The sequence below is a fragment of the Loktanella sp. DJP18 genome, assembly GCF_049310965.1.
Lineage (GTDB): Bacteria > Pseudomonadota > Alphaproteobacteria > Rhodobacterales > Rhodobacteraceae > Loktanella.
Window position 1 is genome coordinate 1 of the sequence record NZ_JBMERN010000030.1, and the last position, 26,793, is coordinate 26,793.

The 26,793-nt window shown below is 63.9% G+C and carries 26 protein-coding genes; 15 read left to right on the plus strand and 11 right to left on the minus strand.

Annotated features, from left to right (window positions below):
- Window positions 1–136 precede the first annotated feature (136 nt).
- Together ACOI1H_RS10905 and lipA are read left to right on the plus strand one after the other, a co-directional pair.
- Window positions 137–1,210 (plus strand): DUF6456 domain-containing protein, encoded by a 1,074-nt coding sequence (locus ACOI1H_RS10905; RefSeq protein ID WP_422437387.1) that lies wholly within the window; start codon window positions 137–139, stop codon window positions 1,208–1,210.
- Between the two features lie 168 nt (window positions 1,211–1,378).
- Window positions 1,379–2,326, plus strand: coding sequence for a lipoyl synthase (gene lipA, locus ACOI1H_RS10910; RefSeq protein ID WP_422437388.1), 948 nt, complete (start codon window positions 1,379–1,381; stop codon window positions 2,324–2,326).
- 25 nt (window positions 2,327–2,351) lie between these two features.
- Here the strand turns inward: lipA and ACOI1H_RS10915 are convergent, their stop codons facing one another.
- The 3 genes from ACOI1H_RS10915 to hpt all read right to left on the minus strand — a co-directional run bounded on the left by ACOI1H_RS10915 (window position 2,352) and on the right by hpt (window position 4,195).
- Window positions 2,352–3,317 (minus strand): EAL domain-containing protein, encoded by a 966-nt coding sequence (locus tag ACOI1H_RS10915; protein ID WP_422437390.1) that lies wholly within the window; start codon window positions 3,315–3,317, stop codon window positions 2,352–2,354.
- Between the two features lie 159 nt (window positions 3,318–3,476).
- Window positions 3,477–3,656, minus strand: a complete 180-nt coding sequence (locus ACOI1H_RS10920) for a hypothetical protein (protein WP_422437392.1) — start codon at window positions 3,654–3,656, stop codon at window positions 3,477–3,479.
- On the minus strand, window positions 3,653–4,195 hold the full coding sequence (gene hpt, locus ACOI1H_RS10925) for a hypoxanthine phosphoribosyltransferase (protein ID WP_422437393.1): 543 nt from the start codon (window positions 4,193–4,195) through the stop codon (window positions 3,653–3,655). Before hpt ends, ACOI1H_RS10920 begins: the two co-directional genes overlap by 4 nt.
- Before the next feature lie 79 nt (window positions 4,196–4,274).
- On the opposite strand from hpt, the gene ACOI1H_RS10930 reads away from it, so the two are divergent.
- Entirely contained in the window at window positions 4,275–4,730 is a 456-nt protein-coding gene (locus ACOI1H_RS10930) for a type II toxin-antitoxin system RatA family toxin (RefSeq protein ID WP_422437395.1), read from the plus strand.
- 62 nt (window positions 4,731–4,792) lie between these two features.
- On the opposite strand, the gene ACOI1H_RS10935 is transcribed toward ACOI1H_RS10930, so the two are convergent.
- The 3 genes from ACOI1H_RS10935 to ACOI1H_RS10945 are packed head-to-tail and all read right to left on the minus strand — an operon-like array spanning window position 4,793 to window position 6,881.
- Window positions 4,793–5,278, minus strand: coding sequence for a CinA family protein (locus tag ACOI1H_RS10935; RefSeq protein WP_422437397.1), 486 nt, complete (start codon window positions 5,276–5,278; stop codon window positions 4,793–4,795).
- Complete coding sequence (locus ACOI1H_RS10940; RefSeq protein WP_422437399.1) at window positions 5,275–5,766, minus strand: phosphatidylglycerophosphatase A; 492 nt, start codon at window positions 5,764–5,766, stop codon at window positions 5,275–5,277. Before ACOI1H_RS10940 ends, ACOI1H_RS10935 begins: the two co-directional genes overlap by 4 nt.
- On the minus strand, window positions 5,763–6,881 hold the full coding sequence (locus tag ACOI1H_RS10945; protein WP_422437401.1) for a bifunctional 2-C-methyl-D-erythritol 4-phosphate cytidylyltransferase/2-C-methyl-D-erythritol 2,4-cyclodiphosphate synthase: 1,119 nt from the start codon (window positions 6,879–6,881) through the stop codon (window positions 5,763–5,765). Before ACOI1H_RS10945 ends, ACOI1H_RS10940 begins: the two co-directional genes overlap by 4 nt.
- 191 nt (window positions 6,882–7,072) lie before the next feature.
- Between ACOI1H_RS10945 and dusB the strand changes: the two genes are divergently transcribed.
- The 9 genes from dusB (at window position 7,073) to hflX (ending at window position 18,825) form a co-directional block, all read left to right on the plus strand.
- Window positions 7,073–8,059, plus strand: coding sequence for a tRNA dihydrouridine synthase DusB (gene dusB / locus ACOI1H_RS10950; protein ID WP_422437403.1), 987 nt, complete (start codon window positions 7,073–7,075; stop codon window positions 8,057–8,059).
- Window positions 8,056–9,129, plus strand: coding sequence for a two-component system sensor histidine kinase NtrB (locus ACOI1H_RS10955; RefSeq protein ID WP_422437405.1), 1,074 nt, complete (start codon window positions 8,056–8,058; stop codon window positions 9,127–9,129). Before dusB ends, ACOI1H_RS10955 begins: the two co-directional genes overlap by 4 nt.
- Window positions 9,129–10,499, plus strand: coding sequence for a response regulator (locus tag ACOI1H_RS10960; RefSeq protein WP_422437450.1), 1,371 nt, complete (start codon window positions 9,129–9,131; stop codon window positions 10,497–10,499). The genes ACOI1H_RS10955 and ACOI1H_RS10960 overlap by 1 nt, the downstream gene beginning before the upstream one ends.
- A 179-nt stretch (window positions 10,500–10,678) precedes the next feature.
- A complete protein-coding gene (locus ACOI1H_RS10965) occupies window positions 10,679–12,835 on the plus strand; it encodes an ATP-binding protein (protein WP_422437407.1) in 2,157 nt (718 codons plus the stop codon).
- Window positions 12,836–12,844: 9 nt separating this feature from the next.
- On the plus strand, window positions 12,845–14,245 hold the full coding sequence (locus ACOI1H_RS10970) for a sigma-54-dependent transcriptional regulator (RefSeq protein WP_422437409.1): 1,401 nt from the start codon (window positions 12,845–12,847) through the stop codon (window positions 14,243–14,245).
- Window positions 14,246–14,301: 56 nt separating this feature from the next.
- On the plus strand, window positions 14,302–15,678 hold the full coding sequence (gene trkA, locus ACOI1H_RS10975; protein WP_422437411.1) for a Trk system potassium transporter TrkA: 1,377 nt from the start codon (window positions 14,302–14,304) through the stop codon (window positions 15,676–15,678).
- Between the two features lie 13 nt (window positions 15,679–15,691).
- Window positions 15,692–17,212 (plus strand): TrkH family potassium uptake protein, encoded by a 1,521-nt coding sequence (locus tag ACOI1H_RS10980; RefSeq protein WP_422437413.1) that lies wholly within the window; start codon window positions 15,692–15,694, stop codon window positions 17,210–17,212.
- 97 nt (window positions 17,213–17,309) lie between these two features.
- Entirely contained in the window at window positions 17,310–17,543 is a 234-nt protein-coding gene (gene hfq, locus ACOI1H_RS10985) for an RNA chaperone Hfq (RefSeq protein ID WP_072899168.1), read from the plus strand.
- 1 nt (window position 17,544) lies between these two features.
- On the plus strand, window positions 17,545–18,825 hold the full coding sequence (hflX, locus tag ACOI1H_RS10990) for a GTPase HflX (RefSeq protein WP_422437415.1): 1,281 nt from the start codon (window positions 17,545–17,547) through the stop codon (window positions 18,823–18,825).
- Here the strand turns inward: hflX and ACOI1H_RS10995 are convergent.
- From ACOI1H_RS10995 to ACOI1H_RS11015, 5 genes are all read right to left on the minus strand, one after another.
- Window positions 18,806–19,615: a GGDEF domain-containing protein gene (locus tag ACOI1H_RS10995; RefSeq protein WP_422437417.1), complete on the minus strand. Its 810-nt coding sequence runs from the start codon at window positions 19,613–19,615 to the stop codon at window positions 18,806–18,808. The two genes, hflX and ACOI1H_RS10995, sit on opposite strands and share 20 nt — an antisense overlap.
- A 52-nt stretch (window positions 19,616–19,667) precedes the next feature.
- Window positions 19,668–20,426: a GGDEF domain-containing protein gene (locus ACOI1H_RS11000; RefSeq protein WP_422437418.1), complete on the minus strand. Its 759-nt coding sequence runs from the start codon at window positions 20,424–20,426 to the stop codon at window positions 19,668–19,670.
- 54 nt (window positions 20,427–20,480) lie between these two features.
- On the minus strand, window positions 20,481–22,958 hold the full coding sequence (locus tag ACOI1H_RS11005; protein ID WP_422437420.1) for a penicillin acylase family protein: 2,478 nt from the start codon (window positions 22,956–22,958) through the stop codon (window positions 20,481–20,483).
- A 70-nt stretch (window positions 22,959–23,028) separates the two neighbouring features.
- Window positions 23,029–23,376 (minus strand): DUF4345 family protein, encoded by a 348-nt coding sequence (locus tag ACOI1H_RS11010; protein ID WP_422437422.1) that lies wholly within the window; start codon window positions 23,374–23,376, stop codon window positions 23,029–23,031.
- A gap of 177 nt (window positions 23,377–23,553) precedes the next feature.
- Window positions 23,554–24,597, minus strand: a complete 1,044-nt coding sequence (locus ACOI1H_RS11015) for an ABC transporter substrate-binding protein (RefSeq protein ID WP_422437451.1) — start codon at window positions 24,595–24,597, stop codon at window positions 23,554–23,556.
- A gap of 189 nt (window positions 24,598–24,786) precedes the next feature.
- On the opposite strand from ACOI1H_RS11015, the gene ACOI1H_RS11020 reads away from it, so the two are divergent.
- The 3 genes from ACOI1H_RS11020 to ACOI1H_RS11030 are packed head-to-tail and all read left to right on the plus strand — an operon-like array spanning window position 24,787 to window position 26,755.
- A complete protein-coding gene (locus tag ACOI1H_RS11020; RefSeq protein WP_422437453.1) occupies window positions 24,787–25,545 on the plus strand; it encodes a DUF2182 domain-containing protein in 759 nt (252 codons plus the stop codon).
- 11 nt (window positions 25,546–25,556) lie between these two features.
- Entirely contained in the window at window positions 25,557–26,255 is a 699-nt protein-coding gene (locus ACOI1H_RS11025) for a DUF1326 domain-containing protein (protein WP_422437424.1), read from the plus strand.
- A complete protein-coding gene (locus tag ACOI1H_RS11030) occupies window positions 26,252–26,755 on the plus strand; it encodes a DinB family protein (RefSeq protein WP_422437426.1) in 504 nt (167 codons plus the stop codon). Before ACOI1H_RS11025 ends, ACOI1H_RS11030 begins: the two co-directional genes overlap by 4 nt.
- Window positions 26,756–26,793: the final 38 nt, after the last annotated feature.

Below are 26,793 nucleotides of genomic sequence, written 5' to 3' on the forward strand. Positions count from 1 at the left end.
TCATTTTTTGGAAGAGTATTACCAAGATACTAACATTAACCTTCATTTAAGAATACACCCTTAGGTTGTTCGATCTGTGCTAGTGTTCCACCTTTGGCACGGTGACGCATTGAGGGGACCAGAGGGGCTGGCCAGAATGACGATGTCGAAGGAAACCTTGCAGCCCGATTTTCCGGGTTGGGTCCCGGAGCCAGTTCGCCACTACCTTGTTCATACGGTCGCAGGGACCTCGATCCGCGCCCTTGCGCGTGACAGGGACGTTCATCCTTCGACCATCCTGCGTCAGGTTCGCGCCTGTGAGGCCCGCCGCGACGACCCGCTGGTCGACGCGGCGCTGCGCGCGTTGTCCGGCGAGACTCAAACCAGCTCTTCAACAGAAAGCTCTGCCATGCTTCATGCCTTGCCCCCCAGATGGCCCGATGGTGCCGGATCCGTTTCCCAGGGGCGCCTCAATCGCGAAGCCCTGCACGTCCTGCGGCGCCTGTGCGAACTCGGCGCGGTGTTGGCGGTGGCGCGCGACATGGACAGTGCTGTCGTGGTGCGCGAGGATGCCGATGGCGGCGCGCTGCGCACAGCCGTCGTCGAGGCGGACATCGCGCAGGCGCTGGCGCTGCAGAACTGGATTTCCTGTCCGGACCCGCAGGCACGGATCGCACGCTACCGCATCACGGGGCTGGGCCGCACCGAATTGCGGGGACTGACCGCTGCCGATGAGAACCGCGCCCAAGGCTTCGACGTCGCGCTGGACGACGATTGGACCAGGCCAGAGGCCGCGAACGGCGGTCGGTTCATCGCCACCGAGACACCGCTGATCGGCCTCTCTCGACGGCGCGACAAGGATGGCAAACCCTTCCTCAACCGCGATCTTGTCCGAGTGGGCGAGCGTCTGCGCGAGGATTTCGTCTTGTCGCAGCCTGGACCAGACGTGGCAGAGGACTGGCGCGCCGGGCTGGCGTTTCAGGGTGCCAAGCGTCTGCATCCGGCCACACAGGCGGCGCGCGACCGGGTGATTGCGGCGCTTGACGATCTTGGCCCCGGCTTGCAGGACGCCGCCCTCCGCTGCTGTTGCCTGCTGGAAGGATTGGAGATCACGGAACGGCACATGGGATGGTCGGCCCGGTCGGGCAAGATCGTCCTGCGGATTTCCCTGCAACGCCTGACGCGACATTACGAGGCGACGACCGGCAAATACGGTCCGCTGATCAGCTGACGGCGGGCCTGAATCGCCTTGACGCCTGACGATCATTTGCGAACAGCAAGGCGCGCCAATCACGCTGTCGCAGACCCGGTTGCATGTCCGGTTCCCGCAGCCCGCCATGGACTTTGGACACTGAAGCGACTAGGTTAAATGGCATCACAGCCAAAAGGCCCGCCCGCCATGCGCGATCTGAAAATTCCCGCCCAGCGTCATCCCGAAAAGGCCCGGCGCGTCGATTCCGCCCAGCCGAAAAAGCCGGACTGGATCAGGGTGAAGGCCCCCACGTCGGAAGGCTATCGACAGACCCGCGACATCATGCGCGAACACAAGCTGACGACCGTCTGCGAAGAGGCCGGTTGCCCCAATGTCGGCGAATGCTGGAGCCAAGGCCACGCGACGATGATGATCATGGGCGAGGTCTGCACGCGAGCCTGCACCTTCTGCAACATTGCGACCGGCAAACCGCCAGAGGCGCTTGACGTGTTCGAGCCCGGTCGCGTGGCGGACGCGGTGAAGAAGCTTGGCCTGCGCCATGTCGTCATCACCTCGGTCGATCGCGACGACGTGGAGGACGGCGGTGCGGAACATTTCGCCCAGACGATCCGCGCCATCCGCAGGCAGGCCCCCGCCACCACCATCGAGATCCTGACACCCGATTTCATCCGCTGCGATCCGGCGGTGCTGGAGGTCGTGGTCGCGGCAAAACCGGACGTGTTCAATCACAACCTCGAAACTGTGCCGGGTCTCTACCCCGAAGTGCGGCCGGGTGCGCGCTATTTCCATTCGCTGCGTCTGCTGCAACGGGTCAAGGAACTGGACCCTTCGATGTTCACGAAGTCCGGCATCATGGTCGGGCTGGGCGAGGATCGTCAGGCGGTTCTGCAGGTCATGGACGACATGCGCGCCGCCGACATCGATTTCCTGACGATCGGACAGTACCTGCAGCCGACACCGAAGCATCACCGCGTCGACCGCTTCGTGACGCCGGAGGAATTCGCGGCCTACGAGAAGGCTGCGTTCGGCAAGGGGTTCCTCATGGTCTCCGCCTCACCGCTGACGCGGTCATCCTACCACGCGGGTGACGATTTCGCCCGGCTGCGGACGGCGCGGCTGGCCAGGCTGGCGTAGATCCGACAATGCCTGCAGGCCCCCTTCAATAGCTGAAGGTGCGAGCCTGCAGCGCGTTGACCCCGCCGGGACGCCCCAGCAGAAAACCCTGGCCGAACTGGATGCCAAGGCTGCGCAATGTGTCCGCTTCCTCTTGTCGTTCGATCCCCTCGGCCACGACCTGCGCACCGATGGCGTCCGCGAAATGCTTGATCCCCGCCGCAAGCGCGCGACTGGCTGGGTCGAGGTTGATCCCGCGCACCATCTCGCGGTCCAGCTTGACGATGTCGGGCTTGATCTGCAGGACGGTGTTCAGGCTTAAATAGGTTGCCCCCAGGTCGTCGACAGCGATTTGCGCACCGAGGCGGCGTAACTGCTTCATCTGTTGTTGTAATTCCGTCAGGCTGCCGAAGTCTTCATGCTCCGTCAGCTCGAAGATGATCCTGTCGCTGAAGGGCCCGTCGATCAGACTGACCAGATCGCCGGCGATGACCATGTCGGGCGAGACGTTGATGGACAGTTTCAACGCGCGCGGCAGGTCCGGCAGCAAGGCGAGCGTCTTTTCGATCACGGCGCGTTCCAAGTGCCGCTCCAGTCCGACCCGGCGCGCATCGGCAAACCACTTGTCCGGGCTGCGGTAGGGCGTCGCGCGAAACCGGCACAGCGCCTCTGCGCCCATGACGGTATTGTCATCCAGCGACACGATGGGTTGCAGCAGTAGCTGGAAATCGTGGTCCGCCATCACGTCCTCGATCTGCTGGCGCAGGGTCTGATCCGTGCGATCTGCTGCGATGTCGGCACCGATCACTTCGGCCACGAGGTTCGCGAATGTCACCATGACGGCGTGATCGCGTTCATTCAGCGCTGGCATTGGCTGGTGCGACAAGCAACAGAACATGCCGTAGGTCGTGCCGTCGCGCAGGTTCAGCGGAATGGCGATCATTGCCCCGACCGGCGCCATCGTCGTGACGGGCAACGTCATCGCGAAGGCGTTCTGACGTGTATCGGGCAAGAGCTGCGGCAGCCGCCCGTCGCGCACCGCCTGGCAAAAGCTGCCCTCGACACGGCGGCAAGGGCGTCATCGACGACCGTGACCTGCAGCACGCTGTTTGCAGAGGGGATCAGAAAGGGTGCAAGATGTGTCATGCACACAGGCATCACACGCCCGGTTTTAATTCGAGGTAAATGGTCGCGGATATTCTTGACCGCCAGACTGCACCGCGCCAGTCAACCGTTCGATCCCCGCCAGGGCAAGGCAGGCGGCAATGACGCCCAGCACCAGCCAGACGCGCCCCGCAGACGGCGGATTGCGCGCCCATTGGCTGGTGCGCAGCAGCCAGCGGGGGTTCATCCCTCGTCCGTAAACCGCACCTGACCGATGTAGGGCAGGTTGCGGTTGCGCTGCGCAAAGTCGATGCCGTAGCCCACGACGAAGGCGTCGGGAATCTCGAACCCGATCCAGTCGGCGCGAAAGTCCACCTCGCGCCGCGCGGGCTTGTCCAGCAGCGCAATGGTCTTGAGCCGCGCAGGGTGGCGCGATTGCAGATATTCCGTGACCCGAAACAAGGTGTGGCCGGTGTCGACGATATCCTCGACGATCAGCACGTCGCGCCCTTCGATGGTACCGCGCAGGTCCTTCAGGATTCGGACCTCGCGACTGCTTTCCATGCCGTCGCCGTAGCTGCTGGCCTCGATGAAATCGACCTCGACCGGCAGATCGAGTTCGCGCACGAGGTCGGCGATGAACACGAAGGACCCGCGCAAGAGGCCGACGACGACCAGCTTGTCGGTCCCCTCGAAGGCAGCGTGAATGTCGCGGGCCAGCGACTCGATCCGGGCCGCAATGGATTTGGCGCTGATCATCTGGTCGATCACATAGGGACGTGACATTCTATCCTGCCGGGCAAGGGTTGATTTCTGCCTGTCTTTAACGACATCAACACATGAAGTCACACCGTGAAAGTCATCCATGCCCGTCCACGACGAAACCCGTGTCCTGCCTTACACCGCCGACCAGATGTATGCCCTCGTGGCGGACGTGGAAAGCTATCCTAAGTTCCTGCCCTGGACCGCCGCCGCGCGTCTGCGGTCGGAAAGTGACGAAGGCGATCATACCGTCCTGCTGGCCGATCTTGTCGTGTCATTCAGGGTGTTCCGCGAAACCTTTGGCAGCCGCGTCACGCTGTGGCCGAAAAAAAGACAGATCGACACGGAATACATCGACGGCCCGTTCAAGCATCTGAACAGCCGCTGGACGTTCCAGGACGTCGATGGTGGTTGCCAGGTCCATTTTCACGTGGATTTCGAGTTCAGGAACCGCATCCTGCAAGGGGCCGCCGGCATTTTCTTCAATCAGGCGATGCAGACGATCGTGAGGGCGTTCGAGCGGCGCGCGGCGACAATGTATGGGGCAGGGGCCGCTTGACGCGCTATCCGGTCGGTCAGGCAAAGGCTCCCCGAGGCGCGCGCGTTTGTTGTGGAAATTGCCTACGGCATACGCGGAAATTGCGCGACGCCGGCCATCAGCAGCGCCAGTGCATGATCGACAGTTGCTGCACGGACTTCGCTGCGGCCGATGGCCCCGAACTCCACCGTTTCGGCATGGACGCCATCGCCGGTCGCCACGCCGAAACAGACGCGGCCTTCGGGCTTGTGCTCTGACCCGCCGGGGCCGGCGATTCCCGTGACCGACACTGCAATCTGCGCGTCCGATCGGTCGAACGCGCCCTGCGCCATTTCGCGCGCAACCTCTTCCGACACCGCGCCAAAATCGTCGAGCGTATCCGACAGCACGCCCAGCATCTGCATCTTGGCGGCATTGGTGTAGGTCACGAAGCCCCGGTCGAAGACGGCAGAGCTGCCGGCAATTTCCGTCAGCGCGCCCGCGATCAGCCCGCCGGTGCAGCTTTCGGCCAGGGCGATCATGACGCCGCGATCTTTTGCAAGATCAAGCAGTTCTGCCGCGTTGTTCATTGCAGGATGACCCCGTGATAGAGGCCTGCAAGGATCACGACGCCCATGGCGGCAAAGACGCCGGCAATCACGTCGTCCAGCATCACGCCCAAAGGGTCGCCGCGCCGGTCGGCCCAGCCCACAGGGCCCCACTTCTTGATGTCGAACAGGCGAAACAGGGCGAATGCCGCGATCCAACCGGGCCAGAGCGCGGTATAGGACGCGCCCGCATCCGCCGCGCCGATGGCCAGTGGCCAAAGTGCGACCCATTGGCCGACGACCTCGTCCACCACGATCTCTGACGGATCCTCTACCCCGCTGGCGCGGGTTTCGACAGCGGTCGCCCACCAACCGACTCCGAACAGCGCGACGCTGGCCGCGATCAGCAGGACCGGCCCGCCCAGCACCATCAGCAGCAGGCCGACCGGCAGTGCCGCCAACGATCCCCATGTGCCGGGGGCCGGCCGCAGATGGCCGACGTAGAAAAAGGTCGCGATCAGGCGTGTCATGTCTTTACCACCGATGCGGTGGCGAGGGCGGCAATGCCTTCCTCGCGACCCGTGAATCCCAGGCGTTCCGATGTCGTAGCCTTGACGCTGATGCGCCCCGACTCCAGTCCCATGATCGCGGCCATCGCCGCGCGCATCGCAGCCTGATGCGGCCCGATCTTGGGATATTCGCAGACCAGCGTGCAGTCGACGTTCGAGATGATGTAACCCATGTCCGCCGCCAGAGACACGGCATGGCGCAGAAAGATGTGACTGTCCGCGCCTTTCCACTGCGGGTCGGACGGCGGGAAATGCACGCCGATGTCGCCCTGTGCCAGCGCGCCGTAGATCGCATCCGTGACCGCGTGCATGCCGACGTCCGCATCCGAATGGCCTTGCAAGCCACGCCCATGCGGCACCTTCACGCCGCACAGCATCACGTGGTCGCCCGGCCCGAACCTGTGCACGTCATAGCCATTGCCCAGCCTGATATCCATGCGCCCCCCCAGCAGCCGCTCCGCCCGCGCAAAGTCCTCGGCGTGGGTGATCTTGAGGTTGTCTTCATCGCCTGCAACGATACGAACGTCCAGCCCCGCCGCCCGCGCGACAGCGACGTCGTCGGCGGCGGGCAGGGTATGTGCCGCGTGCGCTGCGCGGATCGCGTCTGTGTGAAAGCCCTGCGGGGTCTGGGCGCGAAACAAGCCTTCGCGGTCCTGCATGCCCGTCACATGGGTTCCGCCGCGCCAAAGCGCGTCGGTCACGGCGACCGCGGGGGCGGCACCGACAGCGTGATCCAGCGCCGCGCAGACCAGGTCGATGATGGCCGCGCTGACCAGCGGGCGCGCCGCGTCGTGGATCAATACGCGGTCCGCCGTCACGGCGCGCAGCCCGGCCATCACCGACTCCTGCCGCGTCGGACCGCCGGTCACGACGGTCACGCTGGGATCGGTCCAGCGCGGAAGGTCGTCCGCGTGCAGAACAAGCACGATCTGATCGACGGCGGAGTGGCGTGCAAAGGCCTCGACCGTGCGCAGCAGCACCGGCTGCCCCCCAAGGTTACGCCATTGCTTCGGCACGTCGCCCCCCACACGCACACCGCGTCCGGCAGCGACGATCAGGGCGGCAGTGGTGGGCATGGAAAACTCCTTGTCGCGACGCGCATTGCTGAGACCTGATTATCGACCCACCAAACGCTAGGCAATCGCCGGTGTGTCGCCCAATTATTAGGCAGACACGCAGGAATTGCAGGCTGACGTGGCAGTGTGCGTTGTCAGCGGGCACAACACGGTCTAGGTCGATTGGCAGACGCACAGCCTTTAGGCAAAAGATGAATTTGACGGCACAAACCCGGTTTCTTCCGACGCCACTCGTGGCGCTCGCCCCGCTCGCGGGCATCACGGACCTGCCGTTTCGCCAGCTGGTCGCCAGCTTCGGCGCGGGTTGGGTGGTGTCCGAGATGGTCGCCTCCAAGGAAATGGTGCAGGCCAAACCTTCGGTGCGTGATCGGGCGGAACTGGGCTATGACCAGCAGGCGACCGCCGTGCAGATCGCTGGGCGCGATGCCTATTGGATGGCAGAGGCTGCGCGCATGGTCGCGGCCAACGGGGCCGCCGTGATCGACATCAACATGGGTTGCCCCGCCAAGAAGGTGACGGGCGGTCTGTCGGGATCGGCCCTGTTGCGCACGCCCGACCACGCCCTGCGCCTGATCGAGGCAGTGGTGAACGCCGTCGACATTCCCGTCACGCTCAAGACCCGCCTGGGCTGGGACGATACGTCATTGAACGCGGCCGATGTCGCGCGCCGGGCCGAGGGGGCGGGCATCGCGCTTGTCACCATCCACGGGCGCACGCGCTGCCAGTTCTACAAGGGGTCTGCCGACTGGGCCGCGATCCGGACGATCCGCGACGCGGTGACGATTCCGGTGATCGCCAATGGCGATATCACCGGGGCTCGCACCGCGCGTGCCGCGCTGGCCCAGTCGGCAGCAGACGGCGTGATGATCGGTCGCGCAGCGCAGGGTCAACCCTGGCTACTGGCACAGATCAGCGCCGCGCTTTATGGCACGCCTGCGCCGCGAGTGCCGCAGGGCCGTGCATTTTCAGACATGGTATCAGGTCATTATGAGGCAATGTTAATGTTTTACGGCCGCGACCTCGGTCTGCGGGTCGCGCGCAAGCACCTGGGCTGGTACATGGACACCGCTGGCACGTCCGCTGCGTTGCGCAGCGCCGTGCTGACTGCGACTGATCCCGCCCACGTCCTGGCCCTTTTGCCGGATGCATTGGCTCCCGACGCGCGGGTCGCCGCATGATCGCCGACGAAGCCCTCTGGTCGTCGCTTCCCGTCCCGGCACTTCTGCTCTGCGAGGATGACAGGATCCTGCAGTCGAACCCGGCGGCGGAAAGCTTCCTGAACCTTTCGGCCAAATCGCTGGTCGGCGAGGTTGTGTGGGAAAAGGTTCTGATCGACGCCCCGCTGGAAATTCCCTTCGAACGGGCACGTGAGCAGCGGACCTCCTTGTTCATCAACGACGTCGATGTCGGATCGGGAATGCGGGCGCCACAGCACTGCAACATCCAGTTTGCGCCTTTGCAGGGCAGGGACCGCGTCACGATCATGATGATCAGCCCGCAACAGATCGTCAGCCGCCTGAACCAGAACGCCATGTCCGGCAAGGCCGCCCGGTCCGCCATCGGCATGGCCGAAATGCTGGCGCATGAGATCAAGAACCCGCTGGCCGGCATCACCGGGGCAGCACAACTGCTGTCGATGGGCCTGGAACCGCAGGACCAGGAGCTGACCGACCTCATCGTCGCAGAATCGCGCCGTATCGTGAAATTGCTGGAACAGGTCGAACAGTTCGGTAACCTGCGTCCTCCCCTGCGCAAATCGATCAATATCCACGATACGCTGGACCGCGCACGGCAGTCGGCCTCGGTCGGATTTGGGGCGCACATGATGTTCCTGACCGACTACGACCCCTCCTTGCCCCCGGCGTTGGCCGACGCGGACCAGTTGCAGCAGGTGTTCCAGAACTTGTTGAAGAACGCGGCAGAGGCTGGCGGCCCGGGCGGCACGATAAAACTGCGGACCTTCTACGACGCCTCATTGCGGGTCCTGCAGGCTGACGGCACCCACGCCCGTCTGCCGCTTCAGATCGAGGTCATCGACGATGGCCCCGGCCTGCCGCCTGACATCGCCGCCGACATCTTCGAGCCTTTCGTGTCAGGGCGCGAAAATGGGACCGGCCTTGGCCTGGCACTGGTCAGCAAGCTGATGCACGACGGGGGCGGCTGGATCACGGTCGATTCCGTGCCGGGCCGCACCGTATTTCGCCTGTCCCTGCCGCTGGCGGACACCCCTGACGACGGAGAAGAATGATGGATGGAACGGTTCTGGTCGCGGACGACGACCGCACGATCCGCACGGTGTTGACGCAGGCCCTGACGCGCGCGGGCTGCAAGGTCCATGCGACGTCCAGCCTGATCACGCTGATGCGCTGGGTGGACGAGGGCAAGGGCGATCTCGTGATCTCAGACGTCATCATGCCCGACGGCAACGGGCTGGAGCAGTTGCCCTTGATCGCCAAGGCCCGGCCCGGCCTGCCGGTTATCGTGATCTCTGCGCAGAACACCATCATGACGGCGATTCAAGCGGCCGAGGCGGACGCCTACGATTACCTGCCCAAGCCTTTCGATCTGCCCGACCTGATGAAGCGCGCCGCCCGCGCGCTGGAAGTCAAGCGTCACGCCGGTCCGCCGCGCACGCCGAAAGAGCGTTCCGACACCGGGTCGGACCTGCCGCTAGTCGGACGCACGCCGGCGATGCAGACGCTGTATCGCCTTGTGGCGCGGGTGATGAACACTGCGCTGCCGGTCCTCATTACCGGTGAATCCGGCACCGGCAAGTCGCTGATCGCGCGCGCCGTGCATGACTTCTCGGACCGCCGGTCGCTGCCCTTCGTCACTGCATCTGCCGCCGATCTGGATAGCATTGACGGTCCCGGTGCGATCCTGAACCGGGTCAAGGGTGGCACGATCTTGTTTGACGAGGTCGGCGATCTGGACGCCACCGCACAGGCCCGGATCGTCCGGCTGCTTGACACGCTGGGCGACAACGCGCCGCGTATCATGGCCACCTCTCAAGGCAACCTCGGGGCCTTGATGGAGGGAGGGACGTTCCGCGACGACCTGTTCTATCGTCTGTCCGGCGTCACCATCGCGGTGCCCGCTCTGCGCGAACGTGTCGATGACATCCCGCTTCTGGCCGAACATTTCCTTTCCGCCGCCGAGCGTGACGGTGCCGCTTTGCGACGGATGTCGCCCGGTGCGATGGACATGATCCGCGCCTACAGTTGGCCCGGCAACGTGCGACAGCTTGAAAACACCGTCCGCCGTCTCGTTTTCACCGCCGCCGCCGACGAGATCACGCGCGGCGAGGTGGACGGTGTGCTGGGCAACCAACCCGCGATGGAACCGCTGCGGGGCGGGGCCGAGGGCGAGAAGCTGTCGGTCTCGGTCGCGCGTCATCTGCAACGCTATTTCGATCTGCACGGCGGCACGCTGCCGGCACCCGGCCTGTACAATCGCATCCTGCGCGAGGTGGAGGCACCGCTGATCGAAATCGCCCTCGACGCGACGGGCGGCAACCAAGCGAAATGCGCCGATCTGCTGGGAATCAATCGCAATACGCTCAGAAAGAAGATCACCGACCTCGATATTCGCGTGACACGGCGCCGCAAATTGATGTAAAACCGCAACATAAACGTGGCCCCGGGGAAACAATCCCCCGGCAGGACCACATAATATGGCGGTAACGGCGGGGTCAGACCTGCCACGGTGACAGGGCGAAACGCGTGCAGCGGTCCCTATTGGGTTTGGATTTCCAGCGGCTTGCCCGGTGGCGGCGACAGCGTGCCGTTCAGAATGCCATGACCGTTGGTCTGGTGGTTCTCGGCCCTGTGCTGACGTTCCTGACCTTCTTCATTCTGGGTGGGCCGCTGGATCGCGGGTCGGCGTCGCCTTTGCTGCGGCTGATCCTGCTGGCCGACCTCGTCTATGTCATCATGATCGCGGGCCTTGTGATCCGGCGCGTCACATCGATGATCGTGGCGCGGCGCAACAAGTCCGCAGGATCACGCCTGCACCTGCGCCTGACCGGTGTCTTCGTGGCCCTCGCGCTGATCCCGACTGTTCTGGTCGCTGTTTTTGCCGTCCTGTCGATCAATCTGGGGTTCGAGGGCTGGTTTTCCGAGAGGGTGCAGAACGTCCTTGGCACATCGCTGACCACGGCGCAGGCCTACGACGGGCAGGAGCGATCGGAATTGTTGCGCGATGGCAATGCCTTGGCGGGTTATCTTAATACGGAACGTCAGGTCAACTTCTTCATGGATGACGGCGATGTGCGGCAGGCCATTGCCGCCGTGCAGAACCAGCTTGATCGCGGCCTGACCGAAGTTTTCTTCATCGACGGTGCTGGCGAGATCAAGGCGCGGGGCGGGCGGTCCTACGATTTCAATTACGAGCGACCCACACCCGAGGATTTCGCGGCCGCCGATGCGACCGGCAACCGCGTCATCGAGGACGGCGGCAACAACGAATTCCGCGCCCTGATCGCGATGGACTCCTTTCAGGACCGCTACCTCTACGTGACCCGCGCCGTCGATGGCCAGATCCTGTCGCTGCTCGACGACACAGAAGCGACGGTGGCACTATATGAGCAATTGGAACGCGACCGGGGGCAACTCCTGTTCCAGTTCGGGTTTCTTTACCTCGGTTTCGCCGTCATCCTGATCCTCGCTGCGACCTGGCTGGGCTTGCAGTTCGCCGAACGCCTGTCGCGTCCCGTCGGGCGACTGGTCACCGCGTCCCAGCGGGTCGGTGCGGGCGACCTTGACGTGCGGGTGATCGAGGATGACGGCGACGACGAGATCAGTCAGCTGGGTCACTATTTCAACCAGATGACCAGCCGTCTGAAGGGTCAGCGGGACGATCTGATGGACAGCAACCGATTGTTCGATTCGGTACTCAGTTCCGTGACCTCCGGTGTCGTCGGGCTGGACGCCGACGGCCGGGTCGCCTTCCTCAACCCGTCGGCCATGCGGCTCCTGGGGGTGGTGCAGGGCGAGGCTGCGGCAACCGCGCTGTCGGTGGCGGTGCCGGAATTCGGCCCGCTGTTCGACCGGTTGCGACGTGAAAACCGCGCCGTTGTGCAGGAGCAGATCAACCTCGTCCGCGACGGCTCTCAGGAAAGTCTGCTGGTGCGGATGGCGCTGCGCAACGGACCCGAAGGCTCATTGGACGGCTATGTCGTGGCCTTTGATGACGTGACAGATCTTGTCAGCGCGCAGCGGATGGCGGCCTGGGGCGACGTTGCCCGCCGCATCGCGCATGAGATCAAGAACCCGCTGACGCCGATCCAGTTGTCGGCCGAGCGCATCAAGCGCAAGTTTTCCGCCGAGGTGTCGGACAGCGTCAAGCTGGACCAGATGACCGACGTGATCGTGCGTCAGACCAACGATTTGCGCCGCATCGTCGACGAGTTCTCCAAGTTCGCGCGCATGCCCGAACCGGAGCTTGCACACAGCGATCTGTCGCGGTTGATCCGTGATGCGGTGACGCTGCAAGAGGCCGGGCAACCGGATGTCGTGATCCGTCTTGACTTGCCGTCAGAGCCTGTCCTGACCGATCTGGACGACACCATGATCGGGCAGGCGCTGAACAATCTGATCAAGAACGCCGGCGAAGCGATTGAAACCCTTCAGGATCGCGATGGCGCTGATTCCGTCGCCCCCGAAATCCGGTTGGCGCTGACCGTTGCGCCTCTGCAAGCCCGTATCACCATTTCCGACAATGGGATCGGCCTGCCGGAAGATCGCGCGCGCCTGTTTGAACCCTACGTGACGACGCGCGACAAGGGCACCGGTCTTGGCTTGCCGATCGTGCGCAAGATCATCGAAGAGCATGGCGGCACCCTGTCCCTGACGGATGCCGTCCCCTTTGACGACACGGGCCGCCGCGGTGCCTGTGCCGTCATCCTGTTGCCGCTGTCGCCCGCGGGCGTTGCGGCCAATAAAATTCCAGCATGAGGTTATGACATGAGCGACATCCTGATCACCGACGACGAACGCGACATCCGCGAACTGATCGGCGACATCCTGCAGGACGAGGGGTTCGAGACGCGTCTTGCCGCCAACTCCGAGCAGTGCATGACCGCCATCGCCAAGCAGAAACCGGCGCTGATGATCCTCGACATCTGGCTCAAGGACAGCGCGATGGACGGGATCGACATCCTCAAGTCCGTTAAGCGCGATCACCCGGAAATTCCGATCGTCATCATCTCGGGCCACGGCAACATCGAGATCGCGGTCGCCGCGATCAAGCAGGGGGCCTATGATTTCATCGAGAAGCCTTTCAACATCGACCAGTTGATGGTCGTGATCCGCCGTGCGATGGAAACCAGCCGCCTGCGCCGCGAGAACGTGGAGCTGAAACGTGGCGATGCTGCCCCGGCAGAGATGCTGGGCGAAAGTGCCGCGTTTCGCGCGCTGAAATCGCAGCTCGACAAGGTCACCAAGTCGAATGGCCGGGTGATGCTGACCGGACCGGCGGGGTCCGGCAAGGAAATTGCAGCCCGCTATATCCACGCGAACTCAGCCCGCTCGGGTGCGCCCTTCGTGACCGTCAGTTCCGCCAGCGTGACCCCCGACCGGATGGAAGAGGTGTTGTTCGGCCGCGAGACACCGGGCCGCGGTGTCGAGAAAGGCTTGCTGGAACAGGCGCATGGCGGCGTCATCTATCTGGACGAAGTCGCCGACATGCCTCTTGGCACCCAGACCAAGATGCTGCGTGTACTGGTCGATCAGGCGTTCCAGCGCGTGGGCGGGACTGAAAAGGTGCAGGTCGACCTGCGGTTCGTGTCCTCAACCAACCGCGATCTGGCAGCCGAGATTGAGGCAGGCCGCTTTCGGCAGGAACTCTTCCACCGTCTGAACGTGGTCCCGGTCCCGGTCCCCAGTCTGGAGGAACGGCGCGAGGATATTCCGGTGCTGGCCGAGCATTTCATCGCCATGTTGAACCGCACGCAGGGCTTGCCGCTGCGCGCCCTGGCCGAAGATGCGCGCGCGCTGTTGCAGACGATGCTGTGGCCGGGCAATGTGCGCCAGCTGAAGAACGTCGTGGAACGCGTTCTGATCCTTGGAGATTCCCATGATCCGATCAGTGCTCGCGAATTGCCGTCCGCGGTGGAGGCACCGGCGGGCGATGGTCGCATCGTGTTGTCCGGCGGGCTGGCGACGTTGCCGCTGCGCGAGGCGCGGGAATTGTTCGAGCGCGAGTATCTGCTGACCCAGATCAACCGCTTTGGCGGCAACATCAGCCGGACCGCATCCTTTGTCGGCATGGAACGCAGCGCCCTGCACCGCAAGCTGAAATCCTTGGGTGTCGCAACCGCCAACAAGGCCGGCGCGCGCATCGCCTACGTCGAGGAAGACAGCTGAATTGACGCCCCCGCAAGGCTCTGTCACGAGGGACATGATTTCAAGGGAATGGGCGCATGAAGGTCATCATCTGTGGGGCGGGTCAGGTCGGCTGGCAGATCGCGCGGCATCTGGCAGGCGAACGCAACGATGTCACGGTCGTCGACAACAATCCCGAACTGGTGCGCCGGGCGACCGATACGCTGGATGTCCAGGGCATTTCCGGCTTTGCCAGTTATCCCGACATCCTTGAACGGGCGGGCGCGCGGGACGCCGACATGATCATCGCCGCGACCCATTCGGACGAGGTGAACATGGTCACCTGCCAGGTCGCCCACTCCGTCTTCGGCATCAGGCGCAAGATCGCGCGGCTGCGGGCGCAAAGCTACCTCGACGCGATCTATTCCGACCTTTACCGCCGCGATCACCTGCCCATCGACGTCGTGATCAGTCCCGAACGCGAGGTGGCCGAGGCTGCGCTGCAGCGGCTTGCGTCCCCGACGGCCTTCGACACGGAAAGCTTTCTGGACGGGCAGGGCACGTTGATGGGTATCACGCTGGAGGCCGATTGCCCCGTCATCAACACGCCGCTGCGCCAGTTGACCGACCTCTTTTCCACCCTCCGGGCGGTCGTCGTCGGTGTGCGCCGTGACGGTGCGCTTTTCGTGCCGACGGCCAAGGACCAGCTTTTCGCCGGCGACGACGCCTATGTCTTCGTCCACACCGACGACATGAACCGCACGCTCGAGATCTTCGGCAAGACCCAGACCAAGCAGGAACGCATCGTCATCATCGGTGGCGGCAACGTCGGCCGCGCGGTGGCGCTGGCGCTGGAAGGCCGGACCGAACGCCTGCGGGTCCGCATGATCGAAAAGTCCCGCGATGTGGCCGAGGCTGCGGCCGATGCTCTTGACCGGACCATCGTGCTGAACGGTGACGGGCTCGATTCCGCCTTGCTGGAGGAGGCGGGCATCGCCTCGGCCGATGCGGTTCTGGCGGTGACCGACGACGACAAGACCAATCTTCTCGCTTCGGTCCGCGCCAAGGAAATGGGCTGCCGCATGGCGATCTGCCTCGTGAACGATCCGACGCTGGTGCCGCTGATGGCACCGCTTGATATCGACGCCTACATCAATCCGCGATCGACCACCGTGTCGTCGATCCTGCGCCACGTCCGCCACGGCCGGGTGCGCGGCGTCTATTCCATCGGCGACGCAGAGGCGGAAATGCTGGAGGCGCAGGTCCTTGGCACATCCCCGATTGCCGGGCAAAAGATCCGCGATGTGGCCTTTCCCGAAGGTGCTCTCGTCGGTGGCATTCGCAAGCCGTCCGGTATCGTGAAACCGACGGGTGAAACCCGGATCGAGGAGGGCGACATCGTCGTCATCTTCGCCATGTCCAGCGACGTGCCAGAGGTCGAACGCCTGTTGCAGGTGTCGATCGACTTCTTCTGATGGACCGTTACTGATGGACCGTCTGAAATCCCTGCCGTTCTTCGTGCTTCTGATGGGAGTCGGCGCGCTGGCGATGCTGCTGCCGGCCCTGCACGCCTGGGTGTTGCGGGATTTCGTGTCGATGCGGGCGTTCTTCTACGGCGCCGTGCTGTTCCTGAGCCTGACGGTGCTGATCGCGCTGGCGACGACGGGCCGGCACCCCCGGTCCGCCGCGCGAAGCCAGTTGCTGACGCTATTTCTGGCCTTCAGCCTGCTGCCCGTCATGTTTGCCGTGCCCTTTCAGGAGGCCGGGCGCAACCTGACCTTCTTCGACAGCTGGTTCGAGATGGTCAGCAGTTTCACCACGACAGGTGCCACGCTTTACGAGAATGCGGGCCGCTTGCAGCCGACGCTGCACCTGTGGCGGTCCACGGTCGGCTGGCTTGGAGGCCTTCTGGTCTGGATCATGGCCGTTGCGGTCTTTGCGCCGATGAACCTTGGCGGGTTCGAGGTGCGCGCCGCAGGCGGCAGCGCGCATGTCACCACAGGCAGCTACAGCCAGATCGGCAAGTCCGCGCAGGTGCAGGATCGCCTGTTCCGTCACGCGCAGACGCTGGTGCCGATTTATTCGGCGCTGACCTTCGTGCTCTGGATTCTGCTGATCCTGACGGGAGAGGCTCCCTATATCGCGCTGTGTCACGCGATGGCGGTCCTGTCAACGTCCGGCATTTCGCCAATCGGCGGGCTTTACTACGCGGCCTCGGGGTTCTGGGGAGAGTTGGTGATCATGGGCTTTTTCGTGTTCGCCCTGTCACGCCTGACCTTTTCGCGCGGCATGTTCGGCGACAGCGACGCACGCTTGCTGCGCGATCCGGAAATCCGCCTGGCCATGGCGCTGGTCTGCGGGACGACCCTGTTGCTGTTCACCCGCCACTACTTCGGCAGTATCGAGGAAGGCACGCAGTCGACGTTCTCGGGCCTCATTGCGTCGCTGTGGGGCAGCATCTTTACGGTCACGTCCTTCCTGACGACGACGGGTTTCGAATCGTACGCCTGGGAGGGTGCGGCGCGCTGGTCGGGGCTCGAGACTCCGGGCCTATTCCTGGTCGGCCTGTCCCTGATCGGAGGCGGGGTCGCCACCACCGCCGGTGGCGTGAAGCTGCTGCGCGTCTACGCGCTTGCACGGCATTCGGAACGCGAGATGGAGCGTCTGCTGCACCCGTCCTCGGTCGGGGGCGGTGGGCGCGAGGCACGCATGATCCGCCGACAGGGGGCTTATATTTCCTGGATATTCTTCATGCTTTTCGCGCTTTCAATCGCAGCGACCATGATCCTGGTGTCACTGACAGGCGTGCAGTTCGAAACCACGATGGTCCTGACCGTGGCATCGCTGTCGAATACCGGGCCACTTGCCGTCGTGGCCGCCGAGACGCCGATCAGCTTCAGCGGACTGCCCAATCCAGCGAAACTGATCCTGGCCGCGGCGATGGTGCTTGGACGGCTCGAGACTCTGGCGATCGTGGCCTTGTTCAATCCCGAAATCTGGCGCAAGTAGGGTCCATTCTTTTTGGGGTGGAACATCAGGTTCCGCCACGACATAATCATGCGTAATCAGGCCGGTCCGCGGCTGCAAGAATAACAGGGTGAAGATCATGGCGTCCGACAAGGCCAATCTGCAAGATGCGTTTCTGAACCATGTCCGCAAGACGAAGGTTCCTGTCACCATCTTCCTCGTGAACGGGGTCAAGCTGCAGGGCGTCATCACTTGGTTCGACAGCTTCTGCGTGCTGCTGCGTCGCGACGGCCAGTCACAGCTGGTCTACAAGTCGGCGATCTCGACGATCATGCCGGCACAGCCGATCAGCCTTTACGAAGGCGAGGAATAATTTGTTCGAACGCGACCGGCCCATCACGCGGGCCATTGTCCTGCATCCCGATCTGAAGTCCGACCGCGACCGCAGGGATGCCGAACCCGCTTTTGAGGAAGCGATCTCGCTGGCGGCAGCACTTCCCGATCTGACGGTCGTGGGGGCTGAAATCGTGCGCCTGCCCAAGCTTCATCCCGGCATGCTGTTCGGCAAGGGCAAGATCGCGGAACTGAAAGAGCGCATCAAGGCAGAGGAAGCCGAGCTGGTGCTGGTGGACGGCCATGTGACGCCGGTCCAGCAGCGCAACCTGGAGAAGGAATGGGGCGTCAAGCTGCTGGACCGGACAGGGTTGATCCTCGAAATCTTCTCGGACCGCGCCCGCACCGCCGAGGGCGTCCTGCAGGTCGAGATGGCGGCGCTGTCCTATCAGCGCACGCGCCTTGTGCGGGCCTGGACGCACCTTGAACGGCAGCGGGGTGGCCTTGGATTCGTTGGCGGCCCCGGCGAGACGCAGCAGGAGGCGGACCGCCGCGCCATCGACCTGCAACTGCAAAGCCTGAAAGCGCAGCTGGGGAAGGTGGTCAAGACCCGTGCCCTGCACCGTGCCGCCCGCGCCAAGGTGCCCTATCCGATCGTGGCACTGGTGGGCTACACCAACGCTGGCAAGTCCACGCTGTTCAACCGCCTGACCGGAGCAGAGGTGTTTGCCAAGGACATGCTGTTCGCCACGCTGGACCCCACCATGCGCCAGATCGACCTGCCACAAGGCGACAAGATCATCATGTCGGACACGGTCGGCTTCATCTCTGACCTGCCGACAGAGCTTGTCGCGGCGTTCCGCGCCACGCTGGAAGAGGTGCTGGACGCCGATCTGATCGTGCATGTCCGCGACATCAGCCACTCGCAAAGCCAGGAGCAGTCCGAGGATGTCATGGCCATTCTTGCGACGCTCGGGGTCTCGGACACGGCCCCTCTGCTCGAGGTCTGGAACAAGGTCGATCGCCTGTCGCCGGACGCGCGCGAGGCGATGATGACCCAATCCGCCCGCACCGACGGAATCTTCGCGACCTCCGCCATCACGGGCGAGGGGACCGACGCGCTGCTGGATGCGATCACGGAAAAGACCAAGGACCCGCGCACCGCAGAGGTTCTGACGCTGGGATTCGATGCCGGTCGGGCAAGGGCCTGGCTATTCGATTCGGGCGTCGTGACGTCGGAAGTCCAGACCGATGACGGCTACAGGATCGAGGTCTTCTGGTCCGCGATTCAGAAGGAACGGTTCAACAGACGGCCGGACTGATCCGTCCTCCGAAGTCCCCAAGCGGCATCTCCCCTGCCTCCGACACCTCTGCGCGCCATACCATGATGCGCGCCCGACCTGCCTGCTTGGCGCGGTACAGCGCATGGTCGGCCCGGTGCATCGTCTGTTCCAGGGTATCGCCGGGCCGGGCTTGTGCAACCCCGACAGAGAGCGTCACTTGCAAAGGTGCCGCCACAGCGTCGCTGTGATCGACATGGATTGTCGCGCAGATGTGCGCGCCAAGAGCCGGAATGTCGTCCGGCGCGCAATCGACATGCAATCCGAACTCCTCACCACCAATGCGGGCCACGATGTCTGCCTCTGGGGTGACGGCGCGCAGTCTGTCGGCGATAGCCCGCAGGCACTGGTCGCCGACGGCATGGCCGAAGCTGTCGTTGATACGTTTAAAATGGTCTGCATCGACGAGAAGGATGAATCCTCGGTCCTGCGACGATAGCCGACGTGCCGCCTCTGCCACGAAGGCGCGCCGGTTCATGAGCCCCGTCAGCACATCCGTGCTGGCCATTGCGACCAGCTGCTTATGCAGCAGCCAAGACCGGTGGACGGCATAGAAGGTCAATCCGACGAACGGGGCGGCTGTGAAGAACGTCACCCAGAACCGCATCACGTGATCCATGTGAAGCTGTCCGGTCAACAGGAACTCGGCGGTGATCGACACGGTATGGATGACGGCGATGAAGCCGCAGAACTTCAGGAACGAATCCAGTCCGCCCTTCGGGGCGGTCGCACGGATCATGCGGGTCGCCAGTGTCTTGCTGGCCGTTACCATTGACGGTTCACGCGAAATTTCCATGACTCGCATTGCAGGACTATTGCAGAGGTCACGCGACCCTGTCCATCACCGAACGGGACCAGACGACAAGACGGGCCCGTCCACCGGCCTTTGCGGCATAAAGTGCCTCATCCGCGCGCGACAACGCGGCCTCGATCATCTCTTGCGGTTGGGTTTCGGCGGCGCCGACCGACAGCGTCAGCCGCAGGGGGTGACGTTCTTCGGGCAGGTTGACCAGGATCGCGCCGCACAACCGTCCGCCGATCCTCGCGATTTCCTCCATCGTGCAGAACGGCATGAAGGCACCGAATTCCTCGCCTCCGATACGGCCGATGGTATCCTCTGGGCGGCGCACGTCGTTCAGGCGTTTTGCGATGGCTTGCAGGCAGCGGTCGCCGACCGCATGGCCGTAGGTGTCGTTGATCCGCTTGAAATGATCCGCGTCGATGATCAGCACGAAGCCGGATTCCCCGTTCATCTGCGCCCGACCGGCCCGCGCGACGAAGGCCCGTCGATTGGGCAATCCCGTCAGCACGTCGGTCATCGCCAGTTCCGCAAGCTGGGATTGCATCCGGTCCATGTAGGTCACCAACGCGAAGGCGATCGTCGTGAACGGCAGCTGAACGACCGCCGCCGTCAGGGCAGAACCCGGCAGCGTCGACAGGCCATGTCGCAGCAGAAGGAGGTGAACGACGCAATACAGCGCGACGAAAGCCATGAGCACCGCAAGTGGTTTCAGGACGTGATCGCGTCGTTTTTCCAGCGCGAAGATGCGCATCAGCCGTTGAAAGATCGCGTGTTTCATCATGGGTCCGACAATGCCTCGAAACCCCTTTTGCAAAACTTAACGGTGTCCTCTCATTTATGGTGTTTTTGACAGGTTTTCCGGTTGCAGGATCATCGTGCCAAGTGCCGCGGCACGGGCCAGATCGGGATCGAGCGACATGGGAATGTATTCGCCCCGGCGCCACAACTCTCCCAGATTGTCGTAGTAGCGCGACAGGAAGTGGCCGGACTGGCCGGTGGCCGTCACGAAGACCGAGGAATCCGGGTCCGCAAAGTCGTAGACGCCGCGGTATCCCGCCGCGTGGACGTTCAGGAACGGGTCGGGGCCTGTTCCGATCGTCTGCCCACGCATCAGCGTGTTGTCGCCGCCGCTGGTCGATTGCCGGATGTTCACGAACCATTGCAGGATCGGCACCGTGCCAAGGGTCGGATGATCGTGCGTCGCCTGATGGGCGTCGCCCCAGCGCACGGTTTCGAGGTTCTGGCCCCATGTCTCGCCGATCCAGACCAGCGCATCGTCCAGCGCCAGGCGCGCGATATCGGTGCAAGTCTCGACTGGAGCGGACTGGATGACATCGCACCAGACCGCAGCGCCGTCCACATCGCGGAACACCCGTTCGACGAAGACCGGATCGACGTGGGTGAACTCGGTAGCCAGCGGCCCCAGCTCGTCGCGGATCAGCCGGTCCTGCAGGGCGCGCAGCCAGGCGGCATAGATCAGCGGTTCAGGCAGATGCTCGTTCATCTCTCCGTTCCAGTTTGCCAGCAGCGTCAACGCGATCTGGCGACGGCGTTCCGGGGTGCCGTCGGCGGCCGCTTCGCCGGTGAACCACAGATCGGCCCCCATCAGCGGCAGCAAGGCACGGGCGGTGAAGCTGACGGTATCCAACTGCGCCTCGATGAAGCTGTCGCGGGTATGCACCTGACGGCTTTGCATCAGGCGCCGCCAACGGCTGATGCGTTGGGTGTCGCCCCAATTGTAGGACACGTGGCCCGGAAACGGGCGTTCCACCGTCTTGTTGTTGGTATTGCCGACGATGCCGCCCTCGGGTTCAATGAATTCCGGGTTGTCGGCATAGGGCATGCGGCCCTGCCAGCGGTTTTCAGGCGCGTAACCGTAGGACGGCAGGCGGCCCTTGCTTTGGTGGTTTGGATCGCGGGCGGGAATGTGGCCGATGGTCTTCAGCGCGATGTCGGTCCGGTCGGCCAGAGTCAGGTTCTGCGCCGGTGCCACATAGGGTTCGGCGGCCGCGATCGCCTCTTCGATGGTGCGGGATTTCATCATCGCAATCGCGGCCGAGAGCGAGGGGTCGTCGCCGGTCAGCGCGGTCCACGACAGGCTGGTGACATGCCCCGGCGGCGTGACTGTGCCGAGGTTGAAGGTATCGCCCGGCAGGACCGGCCCGTTGTCGGTCCAGCGCAGGGTCAGGGTCCGCGCCGCGGTTCCCTTGATCGCGACGATGCTGTCCCGGGTCGCGAAGTCCTTCCAGCCGTCCGGTGTGCGGTACTGGTTGGGGTTGTCGGGGTTAACTTCTTCAATGTGGACGTCCTGATCGTCCACATAGGCTGTGGTGATGCCCCAGCCCAGATCCGCGCTGCGCCCCGACAGGATGACCGGGAGACCGGGGATCGTGCCGCCGATCACGCCGCCGGAGTCGAGTTCAAGGCGCGCCAGATACCACACGGTCGGCGCGGTGAGTTGCAGGTGCGGATCGCTGGCCAGCAGGGTTGACCCGGTTGCAGACCGGGTGATGCCGGCGGCCCATGCGTTCGACGCGCCGGCAAGGTTCGTCGGCTGCACCGGCGACAGCGGATCGCGCGGTCCGCTGGTATTGGCGGCATAGTGCGGCACGTCGCCGACGAGGGCGGAATATTCCGGCAGGGCCGCGATTCCCGACGTGGGATCGTCGGGCATGATGTCGGCCAGCCTCTCGGGCGATACCATGAGCGAGGTGCGGGCGCGCAGCACCTCGTCATTGGCCTGCCCGGACAGTTGCAGCGCCAGCAGCTTCAGGATCGCGATGCTGTCCGCCGGCTGCCAAGGGGCGATGGCGGCGTTGAAGATCCACATTTCGGGCGCACCACGGCCCCGCGACCCTGCGTTGATCTCGGCCAGCCAAGCGTTCACGCCGGCGGAATAGGCGTCCAGTGCGGTGGTGGTGGGGGCATCCTGTGCCGCGACCGACGACACCGCCAACCCGTAGAGATCGAGGCGGCGCATCAGGTTGTCGATCCGGAAGGTGCGTTCGCCGAAGAGTTCCGACAGCCTGCCCTGCACCGTGCGCCGCAGCATGGTCATCTGCCACAGGCGGTCCTGTGCATGGGCATAGCCGAGGGCGAAAAACACGTCCGCGTCCGTCTCACCGAAGATGTGGGGCACGTCCGCGTTGTCGCGCACGATCTCTACCGGGGCGGATATGCCCGAAACGGCATAGGTCCCGTCATAGTCGGGCAGGGATCGCGAGGCGAAATACCAGATCAGCACCACAGCAGCGAGGGCCAGCACAGACACTCCCGTCGCAAGTCGCAGCAACCATTTGAAAATCAGTGCCATCGGGCCTCCCGTCATCCGTGGACCCTTTTAGCGCGGCGGCCGTGCCGCCGCCACAGCACTTTGCCCGCGATCAGCCGAAGTTGACCCAAAGTGCGCCCAGACCGACCACCAGTTCGGTGGCAAAAAATTTCCATTTCAGGCTGCTGGTGCCGTCCAGGATCAGAGAGGTCGCGCGCCCGATCGCGGCCCCGGTCCAGGCAAAGCCGATCATGCCGTAGGCGATCGGCCCGCCGATCAGGATGGCACCGAGGCCGAGGCCGACGAAAAGCGCACCGGAGGCGGCACGTATCTCGCTTGGCCCCATGTTGCCGTCGCCCCGTTTCAGGTCGAGCATGTCCATTGTGTAGCGGGGGGCCAGCCAGCCGACGGCGCCGAGGCCGATGCTGGCGAGGGCGAAGATGTAGTTCAGGATGTCCATGATGCGCTCCGGCTTGGGATGTCGCGTGATGTAGCGGGCGCTGCGGGTTTGGCGAGCGTCGTTCCCCGGGGGCCAGCCCCCGGACCCCCGGGATCTTGCCGACCAGAAGAAGGGGGACGGCAGAAGAAAGGGGCGGCGCATGGCTGCACCGCCCCGGTCGGCTCGTGGCGCAGAGACCTAGAAGCCGGCCTTGATCATCTCGAAGGTTTCGGCCTGACGTTCACGCATCTCGTTGCTCATGGGAAGTTGGGCCAGCACCGGCACGTCGATCGGCTCCAACCCTGCGGCCTTCAACTGATCCTCGGTGATCTCCGACGTCAGGGCAGCCTTGTTCGCGGTACCGAAGCCGTTTTCCAGAAGAGGCAAGGCAGCAGCAGGGGCGAGGATGGCGTTGATGTAGTCGTAGGCCTTTTCCTCCTCGCCCTGACCGTCCTTTAGATTCACGTAGCCGCACAGCCAGAGCGAGGAGCCTTCGGTCGGGGTGCGCTGGAAGGCGATCGGGCGGCCTTCATCGACCATCGTGGGATAGGTCTCGTTCCAGGCCCAGCTGATCAGGATCTCGCCAGAGGCCATGAGCTGCGCCAGTTCCGCCGGATCGGTCCAGTAGGTGCGCAGGTTAGGGTGCACCTCGCGCAGCCAAGACGACGCAGCCTCGAACTGTTCGTCGGTGGCTTCGGTCCAGTTGTCGACGCCGGTGGCGAGGTAGGCCAGCGCATAGGCGTCGTCGACGTTGTCGGGCAGGGAGACGCGGCCCTGGTATTTCGGGTCCTTGAAGACCGCGAGCGACGCGACGTCTTCGGCTGGAACCTCGTCGGGGTTGTAGGCCACGCCGGTCGACCCGAAGTCGGTCGGGATGAAGTAGACGCCGTCCGTCGCGGCGACATCGGTGCCGGTCAGATTGCTGTCGAGGCTGTCGTAGGCCTCGATCTTGGTCGTATCCCATTCGTCGAGAATGCCGCTTTCGGTCCATTTCGTCACAGAGCCCGCACAGATGTGGGCGATGTCGGCCTGAAAGCCGGACCGGATCTTCTGGAACGCTTCTTCTTCATCCCCGAAGAACGAAAATGTCGGCACATCACCATGCTTTTCCAGATAGCCGGTATGATAGGCCGGTTCTTCGAACCCCGGATAGTCGAGGACCAGCAATCCGCCGTCCTGCGCCACGGCTGTCGTCGTCAACAAGGCAAGCGCCGTGCCACCCAAGAGTGTCAGTGTCTTCATCGTCATGGTCTCCTGTGAACAACATTCAGACTTGACGTTAGGGTGGCTGGAAACGGGGGGCAAGTCGCAAACGTGCCCCGCGGCACCGCGCGGCACCGTGGGCCGAATTTGCAGGCAGGTATGGCGGTTAGCGACTTGGCGCGCAGCACGATCCATGCCAGCATGACCGCGACACGTCTGGGAGGACGGATGACCCTTGCCTTGCCACGCCCCGGTTTGCGCAGCCTGTCCTGGCTGGCCGTCTTTGCGCTGATCCTCTGCGCCTGGGCGGTGATGTTCGCGATGGCGCGGATGACGGGCGTCGACGTGATCGGGCGGCCTGTCGGCATGAACATGATGCCGATGACGACCTTCGGCACCCTGTTTGCGATGTGGGCGATCATGATGGCGGCGATGATGCTGCCGACACTTGTGCCGACGCTTGCGACCTACGAGCGGCTGATGACCTCTGCTGACGGGACGCGCGCGGGATGGTTCGGGGTGCTGGTGGGCTATGGCCTTGCCTGGGTCGGGTTTGCGGCATTCATCGCGCTGGTGCAGGTGGGGCTGATGGCGCTTGGCTGGGTCGACGCGCTGGGGATCGCGACCTCTGGCTTCTTGACCGCTGCGCTCTTGATCGGCGTCGGGGCGTTCCAGTTCAGCCGGACCAAGGCCGTCTGTCACGGGCGGTGCCATGCGCCGATGACGTTCTTTCTGGGCCGCTGGCAAGCGGGATTTGCCGGCGGGCTGGACATGGGCCTGCGGCTGGGCGGCTACTGCGTCGTCTGCTGCTGGGGCTTCATGGCGCTGGGATTCGTCGGTGGCACGATGTCGTTGCTCTGGATGGGACTCGCCACCTTTTTCATGGTGTTCGAGAAGCTGCCGGACATCGGGCATCGCCTGATCCGTCCCGCCGGTGCCGTCCTGATCGCCGCCGGCCTTGTCACCGCCACCCTGACACTGTTCTGAAGGACCCCGCCATGCCTGACCCCTCTGCCGACCGCCTGCCGATCTCTCAGCGCATCGACAGCCGCTTGGCGAACCCGCGACGGCGCAAGATGCAGCCGACAGATTGGGCGATTAAAGGAGAATTGTTTCTCAACTGCTCCTGCACCGTGTTCTGTCCCTGCGTGGTCAGCCTTGGCGCGCATCCTCCGACCGAAGGCCATTGCCACGCCTGGATGGCCATCGCCATCGACGCCGGCCATTTCGAGGGGGAGGATCTGTCGGGTCTGAACGTCGGCCTGCTGGTCGATATCCCCGGACGCATGGCAGAGGGCAACTGGAAGGTCGCTGCCTATGTCGACGACCGGGCCAGTCAAAAGGCCTACAACGGCATCCTCAAGATATTCTCGGGGCAGGCGGGCGGCACGACGGGCCTGTTCACCATGCTCGTCAGTGAGATCATCGGGGCTGAACGCGAAAAGGTCGAGATCGTGCGCGACGGCACCCGCCGCGGCATCTATATCGGCCGCAAGATCCAGGGCGAGATCGAGACGCTGCCGGGCAAGGACGCGGACCACCCCGTCATGATCAGCAATTCGAGATACTGGATGGGGCCTGACATCGTGGCGGCGACCGGGCTGAAATCGAAGGTGCGCGATTATGGCCGGGTCTGGGACTTTGGCGGCAAGTCGGCCGAGATCTGCGCGATCGACTGGAAGGGACCCAAAGCGTGATCGACCGCGCCTACTGCCGCATCATGACCCGCTACAATGCCTGGCAGAACCGAAGTCTGTGGGATGTTCTAGAGACGCTTGACGCGGCTGACCTGACGGCTGACCGGGGGCTGCCCCAAGGGTCTGTGCTTGGGACGCTGAACCATCTCCTCTGGCTTGACCAGATGTGGCTGTCGCGGCTGTTCAGGGTCAAGGCACCGCAGGTGGCGCCGGATGCGACAGCGCAGTTGACGCCGACCCTTCCCGCATGGTGGGCAGAGCGGTTCCGTGCCGACGGCGCGCTGCGAATGTGGGCGGATACGCTGTCCTCACTCGATCTGCATGGCGAGATTTCTTTCTGGTCGCTGAGCCATCAGGGCGACGTGATCGTGCCGCGCAAGATCTGCGTCCTGCACATGTTCACGCAGCAGACCGACCTGCGGGCGCAGGTGCGTCTTGTGCTGGCGCAGGACGGTCACGCCCTGCCGCCGACGGCCCTGTTCCTGATGCCGGACGACTGACGACCACCCGCCCCGTAACCCCTTGGTGAGGCAGACCT

What these genes read in the sequence shown, in the direction of transcription:
- ACOI1H_RS10905 (WP_422437387.1), top strand. Translation starts at nt 137, where the DNA reads ATGACGATGTCGAAGGAAACCTTGCAGCCCGATTTTCCGGGTTGGGTC.
- lipA (WP_422437388.1), top strand. Translation starts at nt 1,379, where the DNA reads ATGCGCGATCTGAAAATTCCCGCCCAGCGTCATCCCGAAAAGGCCCGG.
- ACOI1H_RS10920 (WP_422437392.1), bottom strand. Translation starts at nt 3,656, where the DNA reads ATGAACCCCCGCTGGCTGCTGCGCACCAGCCAATGGGCGCGCAATCCG.
- hpt (WP_422437393.1), bottom strand. Translation starts at nt 4,195, where the DNA reads ATGTCACGTCCCTATGTGATCGACCAGATGATCAGCGCCAAATCCATT.
- ACOI1H_RS10930 (WP_422437395.1), top strand. Translation starts at nt 4,275, where the DNA reads ATGCCCGTCCACGACGAAACCCGTGTCCTGCCTTACACCGCCGACCAG.
- ACOI1H_RS10935 (WP_422437397.1), bottom strand. Translation starts at nt 5,278, where the DNA reads ATGAACAACGCGGCAGAACTGCTTGATCTTGCAAAAGATCGCGGCGTC.
- ACOI1H_RS10940 (WP_422437399.1), bottom strand. Translation starts at nt 5,766, where the DNA reads ATGACACGCCTGATCGCGACCTTTTTCTACGTCGGCCATCTGCGGCCG.
- ACOI1H_RS10945 (WP_422437401.1), bottom strand. Translation starts at nt 6,881, where the DNA reads ATGCCCACCACTGCCGCCCTGATCGTCGCTGCCGGACGCGGTGTGCGT.
- dusB (WP_422437403.1), top strand. Translation starts at nt 7,073, where the DNA reads ATGAATTTGACGGCACAAACCCGGTTTCTTCCGACGCCACTCGTGGCG.
- ACOI1H_RS10955 (WP_422437405.1), top strand. Translation starts at nt 8,056, where the DNA reads ATGATCGCCGACGAAGCCCTCTGGTCGTCGCTTCCCGTCCCGGCACTT.
- ACOI1H_RS10960 (WP_422437450.1), top strand. Translation starts at nt 9,129, where the DNA reads ATGGATGGAACGGTTCTGGTCGCGGACGACGACCGCACGATCCGCACG.
- ACOI1H_RS10965 (WP_422437407.1), top strand. Translation starts at nt 10,679, where the DNA reads ATGACCGTTGGTCTGGTGGTTCTCGGCCCTGTGCTGACGTTCCTGACC.
- ACOI1H_RS10970 (WP_422437409.1), top strand. Translation starts at nt 12,845, where the DNA reads ATGAGCGACATCCTGATCACCGACGACGAACGCGACATCCGCGAACTG.
- trkA (WP_422437411.1), top strand. Translation starts at nt 14,302, where the DNA reads ATGAAGGTCATCATCTGTGGGGCGGGTCAGGTCGGCTGGCAGATCGCG.
- ACOI1H_RS10980 (WP_422437413.1), top strand. Translation starts at nt 15,692, where the DNA reads ATGGACCGTCTGAAATCCCTGCCGTTCTTCGTGCTTCTGATGGGAGTC.
- hfq (WP_072899168.1), top strand. Translation starts at nt 17,310, where the DNA reads ATGGCGTCCGACAAGGCCAATCTGCAAGATGCGTTTCTGAACCATGTC.
- ACOI1H_RS10995 (WP_422437417.1), bottom strand. Translation starts at nt 19,615, where the DNA reads ATGGTAACGGCCAGCAAGACACTGGCGACCCGCATGATCCGTGCGACC.
- ACOI1H_RS11000 (WP_422437418.1), bottom strand. Translation starts at nt 20,426, where the DNA reads ATGATGAAACACGCGATCTTTCAACGGCTGATGCGCATCTTCGCGCTG.
- ACOI1H_RS11005 (WP_422437420.1), bottom strand. Translation starts at nt 22,958, where the DNA reads ATGGCACTGATTTTCAAATGGTTGCTGCGACTTGCGACGGGAGTGTCT.
- ACOI1H_RS11010 (WP_422437422.1), bottom strand. Translation starts at nt 23,376, where the DNA reads ATGGACATCCTGAACTACATCTTCGCCCTCGCCAGCATCGGCCTCGGC.
- ACOI1H_RS11015 (WP_422437451.1), bottom strand. Translation starts at nt 24,597, where the DNA reads ATGAAGACACTGACACTCTTGGGTGGCACGGCGCTTGCCTTGTTGACG.
- ACOI1H_RS11020 (WP_422437453.1), top strand. Translation starts at nt 24,787, where the DNA reads ATGACCCTTGCCTTGCCACGCCCCGGTTTGCGCAGCCTGTCCTGGCTG.
- ACOI1H_RS11025 (WP_422437424.1), top strand. Translation starts at nt 25,557, where the DNA reads ATGCCTGACCCCTCTGCCGACCGCCTGCCGATCTCTCAGCGCATCGAC.